The sequence below is a fragment of the Streptomyces milbemycinicus genome (assembly GCF_002154605.1).
GTDB classification, from domain to species: domain Bacteria; phylum Actinomycetota; class Actinomycetes; order Streptomycetales; family Streptomycetaceae; genus Streptomyces; species Streptomyces milbemycinicus.
The window spans coordinates 1-5838 of record NZ_MUNE01000865.1 but is presented as its reverse complement, the minus strand read 5'-3'; the positions used below and the strand labels follow the sequence as shown (position 1 = coordinate 5838).

The following is a 5838-nucleotide window of genomic DNA, read 5'->3' as shown; positions in this document are numbered from 1 at the left end:
CCCAGAGCCCTCCCCCTCTCCCGCCGCGGTCTGCTGGCCGCCGGTGGCCTCGCCGGACTCGGCGCCCTCGTCACCGCGTGCGGCAGCAAAGACGGCTCGGGGGCCTCGGGCAAGGAGGGCAAAAGCGGCGGCGGGTCATGGTCGTTCACCGACGACCGCAAGACGAAGATCGACCTCGGCAGCCGCCCCGAGCGCATCGTCGCGTACATCGGCTCGGCGGCCGCGCTGTACGACTTCGGCATCGACGACCAGATCGTCGGCGTCTTCGGCCCGACCAAGCTGAAGAACGGCAAGCCGGACGTGCAGGCCGGAGACATCGACGTCGACAAGGTGACCATCCTCGGCAGCGCCTGGGGCCAGTTCAACGTCGAGAAGTACGCCTCGCTCAACCCGCAGCTGCTGATCACCAACATGTACGACCCGGGCGCCCTGTTCTACGTCCCGGACGACTCCAAGAGCAAGATCCTCGCCCTGGCCCCCAGCGCCGCCCTCACCACCGGCCGGGTCTCCATGGCCGAGCCCATCAAGCGCTACGCCGAACTCGCCGCCGCCCTCGGCGCCGATCTCAACGCCAAGAAGGTCACCGACGCCAAGGCCCGCTTCGAGGCCGCCGCCGAGACGCTGCGCAAGACCGTCAAGTCGAAGAAGATCAAGGTCATGGCCTGCTCCGGCAGTGCCGACCTCTTCTATGTCTCCAACCCGGCGGTCAACGCCGACCTGATCTACTTCCGCGAGCTCGGCGTCGACTTCGTCGTCCCGCAGAAGACCGACAAGGGCGGCTATTTCGAGAGCCTGAGCTGGGAGAACGCCGACAAGTACGGTGCCGATCTGCTGTTCCTCGACAACCGCACCGCCACCTTGCAGCCCAAGGACCTGGCCGCCAAGCCGACCTGGTCCAAGCTCCCCGCGGTCAAGGCCGACCAGATCGTCCCCTGGAGCAGCGAGCCGCGGTTCTCGTACGCGGGCGCCGCACCGCATATCGAAGCCCTCACCAAGGCCATCCAGGACGCGAAGAAGGTCAGCTGACCCAGGCAGGGCAAGCGAAGGGAAGAGACCGCTCTCATGACCACCGCCGCCACCCCCCACACCTCCACCGAATCAACCGAGTCAACCGAATCAGCCGAGACCCCGTCCCCGTCCCCCGCCTCCGTCCCGTTCCGCTTCTTCGACGTACGGGTCGTCCGCACACAGGTCCTCGGGCCGTCCATGGTGCGGATCACCTTCGGCGGCGACACCCTGAAGGACTTCGCCTCCGGCGGCCGCGACCAGCGCTTCAAGCTGTTCCTGCCGCACCCCCACCAGGACGCTCCCATCGTGCCGGTCGAGGCGGGCGAGGAGTGGTTCCCGGTGTGGCGGGCCATGGACCCCGCCGTACGCGCCGTCATGCGCTCGTACACCGTGCGCGCGCAGCGGCGCGAACCCGAAGAGGTCGACGTGGACTTCGCCCTGCACGGCGCCGACCCGACCGGCGCCGACGCGTCGGGCGGTCCGGCCTCCCGCTGGGCCGCGCGCGCCCGGCCCGGTGACCGCGCCATGCTCCTCGGCCCGGTCGCCCCCGACAACGGCGGCGTCGACTTCCGCCCGCCGCCCGGCACCGACTGGGTGCTCATCGCCGCCGACGAGACCGCGCTGCCCGCCGTCGCCGGAATCCTGGAGTGGCTGCCGGCCGGTATCGGGGCCAGGGTCTGGATCGAGCTGCAGCACGCCGAGGACCTGCAGCAACTGCCCACCGAGGCGGACGCCGAGATCGTCTGGCTGGTCCGCGACGGCGCCGACCCCGCCGACCCGCACTCGGCCCTCCTCCTGGACGGCGTACGCGACGCGACGCTGCCCGAGGGCACCCCGTACGCCTGGATCGCGGGCGAGGCCGGTACGGTCCGCGCGCTGCGCCGCCACCTCGTACGCGAGCGCGGCTACGACCGCAAGGCGGTCACCTTCACCGGCTACTGGCGGCTGGGCGCGACCGACGACCAGCTCATCGAGGAGGCCGTGAGCGGCACCGGCCCCGCGTCGGACGACGACTGACCGGATCAGCCCAGCCCGGACCAGCACAGACCAGCGCAGGACCAGCGCAGACAAGAACACGAACACCCCGCGCACCCCCGCACCGCTCCTCACCCTTGCACGCCCGCACCCCCGTCCAGGGCACACCCATGCCGTGTCCAGGGCACACCCATGCCCGCAAGCAGCCCAACCCAGAAGGGACAGACCGTGAGTCTCCTCGCGCACCCCGCTGAGGACCCGTCGTCAGGGCCGATACCCGGGGCGGCGGATGGCAGGGCCCACCTCTTCAACGACCGTACGGCGGACCGCTATCGGCGGTCGGTGTCCGACGGCGTCGGCCTGGTGGCCTCCACCGTCGCCCGCACCACCCGCCCGTTCACCGGAGTCACCCCGGCCGAACTCGCCCCCGAGATCGCCGGGATCGACCTGGAGCGGCCGCTGGGCGACCCGGCCGCCGCCCTCGACGAACTCGAACGCGTCTATCTCAAGGACGCCGTCTACTTCCACCACCCCCGCTATCTCGCCCACCTCAACTGCCCCGTGGTCATCCCCGCGCTGCTCGGCGAGGCGATCCTCTCCGCCGTCAACTCCTCGCTGGACACCTGGGACCAGAGTGCAGGCGGCACGCTCATCGAACGGCGCCTGATCGACTGGACGGCGGCGCGCCTCGGGCTCGGCGAGGCCGCGGACGGCATCTTCACCAGCGGCGGGACGCAGTCCAATCTGCACGCGATGCTGCTCGCCCGCGACGAGGCATGCAAGCTGGTGGAGAAGGAGACGGCGGCGGCCGGGGCACCGCTCACCAAACCCCAGATCCTGCCCCGGCTGCGCATCCTCGCCTCCCAGGCGAGCCACTTCTCCATCGCCAAGGCCGCCGCCGTCCTCGGGCTCGGCTATGAGGCGGTCATCGCCGTGCCCTGCGACCAGGACCGGCGGATGCGCACCGTCGCGCTCGCCCGCGAGCTCGACCGCTGCCGCCGCGACGGCCTGGTCGTCATGGCGGTCGTGGCCACCGCCGGGACCACCGACTTCGGCTCCATCGACCCGCTCCCCGAGATCGCCGACCTGTGCGCGCGGGCCGGGGCCTGGCTGCACGTCGACGCGGCGTACGGCTGTGGCCTGCTGGTCTCCCCGCGCCGTCGGCATCTCCTCGACGGCATCGAGCGCGCCGACTCGGTCACCGTCGACTACCACAAGTCGTTCTTCCAGCCGGTCAGTTCCAGCGCGGTCCTGGTGCGCGACCGTACGACGCTCAGCCATGCCACGTACCACGCCGACTACCTCAACCCGGCCCACAGCGCCGAACGGCTGATCCCCAACCAGGTGGACAAGTCCCTGCAGACCACCCGGCGCTTCGACGCGCTCAAGCTGTGGCTGACGCTGCGCGTCATGGGCGCGGACGCCGTCGGGGAGCTGTTCGACGAGGTGGTGGACCGGGCGGCCGAGGCGTGGCGGCTGCTGGACGCCGATCCGCGGTACGAGGTGGTCACCCGGCCGCAGCTGAGCACGCTGGTCTTCCGCTACACCGGCGGGTCAGCGGACCCCGGAGTGCTGGACCGGGCAAATCTGCACGCGCGCGAGGCGCTGGCCGCCTCCGGTGAGGCCGTCGTGGCCGGGACGGTCGTGGACGGGGCGCACTACCTGAAGTTCACGCTGCTCAACCCGGAGACCTCGGTCGGCGATATCGCCCATGTCCTCGATCTGATCGCCTGCCACGCCGATCAGTACCTGTCCTCCCCGGACGCCGCCGAACCGGAGTTCACCCGGGCCCGGGCCAGCTGACCGCCTTCGACCCCGCCGGAGACCCACGTGTCCACCGTGTCTTCCCATGACTTCATCGCCATCGGCCTGGGCCCGTTCAACCTCGGCCTCGCCGCGCTCACCGACCCGATCGACGAGCTGAACGGGCTGTTCCTGGAGCGCAAGCCGGACTTCGACTGGCACTCGGGGATGTTCCTCGAGGGCAGCACGCTCCAGACGCCGTTCATGTCCGACCTGGTGACCCTCGCCGACCCCACCTCCCCGTACTCCTTCCTCAACTACCTGAAGGAGAACGGCCGCCTGTACTCCTTCTACATCCGCGAGAGCTTCTATCCGCTGCGGGAGGAGTTCAACGACTACTGCCGCTGGGTGGCCGCCCGGCTCGGCTCCGTCCGCTTCGGCCAGGAGGTCACCTCCGTCGAGTACGACGAGGCCGGCGGCCAGTACGCAGTCCACACCACCGAGACCGCGACCGGCGAGCGCCACACCTGGCGGGCCGGGCGCCTGGTGCTGGGCACCGGGACACCGCCGTACGTTCCCGAAGCCTGCCGTGACCTGGGCGGGGACCTGATCCACAACTCCCGGTACCTGGAGCACAAGGAAGCCCTCCAGGCGAAGGAGAGCATCACCGTCGTGGGCAGCGGCCAGAGCGCCGCCGAGATCTACTACGACCTGCTCCAGGACATCGACGCGCACGGCTACCGGCTCGACTGGATCACCCGCTCGCCGCGCTTCTTCCCGCTCGAATACACCAAGCTCACGCTGGAGATGACCTCCCCGGAGTACGTGGACTACTTCTACGGGCTGCCCGCGCACACCCGCGAACGGCTGAACACCTCGCAGAAGAACCTCTACAAGGGGATCAACTCCGATCTCATCAACGCCATCTTCGATCTGCTCTACATCAAGAACCGCCGGGGCCCGTGCCCGACCCGGCTGCTGACCAACACCGCGCTGCGCGAGGCTTCCTACGACCCGGCCGACGGCGACCCGGCAGGCGGCGACGCGGCCAGTGGCTCGTACACCCTGGCCCTGCGCCAGGAGGAGCAGGGCCAGGACTTCACCCTCACCACCCAGGGCCTGATCCTGGCCACCGGCTACCGCCACCAGGTGCCGGAGTTCCTGGCGCCCGTACGGGACCGCATCGCCTGGGACGAGGCCGGGCGCTTCGCCGTCGCCCGCGACTACAGCATCAACACCGCCACCGCCGGGCGGGAGATCTACGTACAGAACGCCGAGCTGCACACCCACGGCTTCGTCACCCCCGACCTCGGGATGGCCGCCTACCGCAACTCGTGCATCATCCGCGAGCTGCTGGGCCGCGAGCACTACCCCATCGAGAAGACGATCGCCTTCCAGGAGTTCGCGGCCCCCGAGGGGGCGCTGCGATGACCACGGCGCTCTTCACCCACCTCGACGCGGCGCTCGGCCACTTCTCCGTACGCCCCCTCGACCCGGCCGCCGACGCCGAGTTGCTGCACCACTGGGTCACCCACCCCAAGGCGTCCTTCTGGCTGATGCAGGACGCCGACGTGGCGCAGGTCGCCTTCGAGTACCGCAAGATCACCGAGCATCCGCACCACGACGCCTTCATCGGCCTCCACGAGGGCCGCCCCGCCTTCCTCACCGAGCGCTACGACCCGGCCCGGGTGGAGCTGGCGGGCCTCTACCCCGCCCAGGAGGGCGATGTCGGCATGCACTTCCTGTGCGCGCCGGCCGACACCCCGGTGCACGGGTTCACCCGGGCGGTGATCACCACCGTCATGGAGTTCCTCTTCGCCGACCCGGCGACCCGACGGGTCGTGGTCGAGCCCGACGTCCGTAATACGGCGGTGCACCGGCTCAACGCGGCCGTCGGCTTCGAGATCGCGGGCACGGTCGCCAAACCGGAGAAGGACGCGTACCTCAGCTTCTGCACCCGCGCCCAATTCCGCGCCGCGACGGCCGACGCGCCCTCCGGCCCGACCGCCACCGCACCCGGCACAGCCACCGCACAGGCCGCACCCAACGTACCTGACGCATCCGGCGCACCCGTTCAAGGAGCCCCCCGATGAGCCCCCGCGACGCCGTCGC

General features: G+C 70.5%; 5 protein-coding genes. All 5 read left to right on the top strand.

The window, feature by feature from the left end; all coding sequences use genetic code 11:
* A partial coding sequence (locus tag CCN51_RS47865; RefSeq protein WP_281262484.1) for an ABC transporter substrate-binding protein occupies window positions 1–1026 on the top strand: 1026 nt, incomplete at its 5' end.
* Window positions 1027–1062: 36 nt separating this feature from the next.
* Entirely contained in the window at window positions 1063–2025 is a 963-nt protein-coding gene (locus CCN51_RS47860; RefSeq protein ID WP_014179028.1) for a siderophore-interacting protein, read from the top strand.
* Between the two features lie 186 nt (window positions 2026–2211).
* Entirely contained in the window at window positions 2212–3786 is a 1575-nt protein-coding gene (locus CCN51_RS47855; RefSeq protein WP_014179027.1) for a pyridoxal phosphate-dependent decarboxylase family protein, read from the top strand.
* 27 nt (window positions 3787–3813) lie between these two features.
* Window positions 3814–5157: a lysine N(6)-hydroxylase/L-ornithine N(5)-oxygenase family protein gene (locus tag CCN51_RS47850; RefSeq protein ID WP_014179026.1), complete on the top strand. Its 1344-nt coding sequence runs from the start codon at window positions 3814–3816 to the stop codon at window positions 5155–5157.
* The gene (locus CCN51_RS47845; RefSeq protein WP_014179025.1) at window positions 5154–5819 is read left to right on the top strand and encodes a GNAT family N-acetyltransferase; all 666 of its coding nucleotides are present in this window, start codon (window positions 5154–5156) and stop codon (window positions 5817–5819) included. Before CCN51_RS47850 ends, CCN51_RS47845 begins: the two co-directional genes overlap by 4 nt.
* Window positions 5820–5838: the final 19 nt, after the last annotated feature.

Coding starts and splice junctions, on each gene's coding strand:
- CCN51_RS47860 (WP_014179028.1), top strand. CDS start 1,063: ATGACCACCGCCGCCACCCCCCACACCTCCACCGAATCAACCGAGTCA.
- CCN51_RS47845 (WP_014179025.1), top strand. CDS start 5,154: ATGACCACGGCGCTCTTCACCCACCTCGACGCGGCGCTCGGCCACTTC.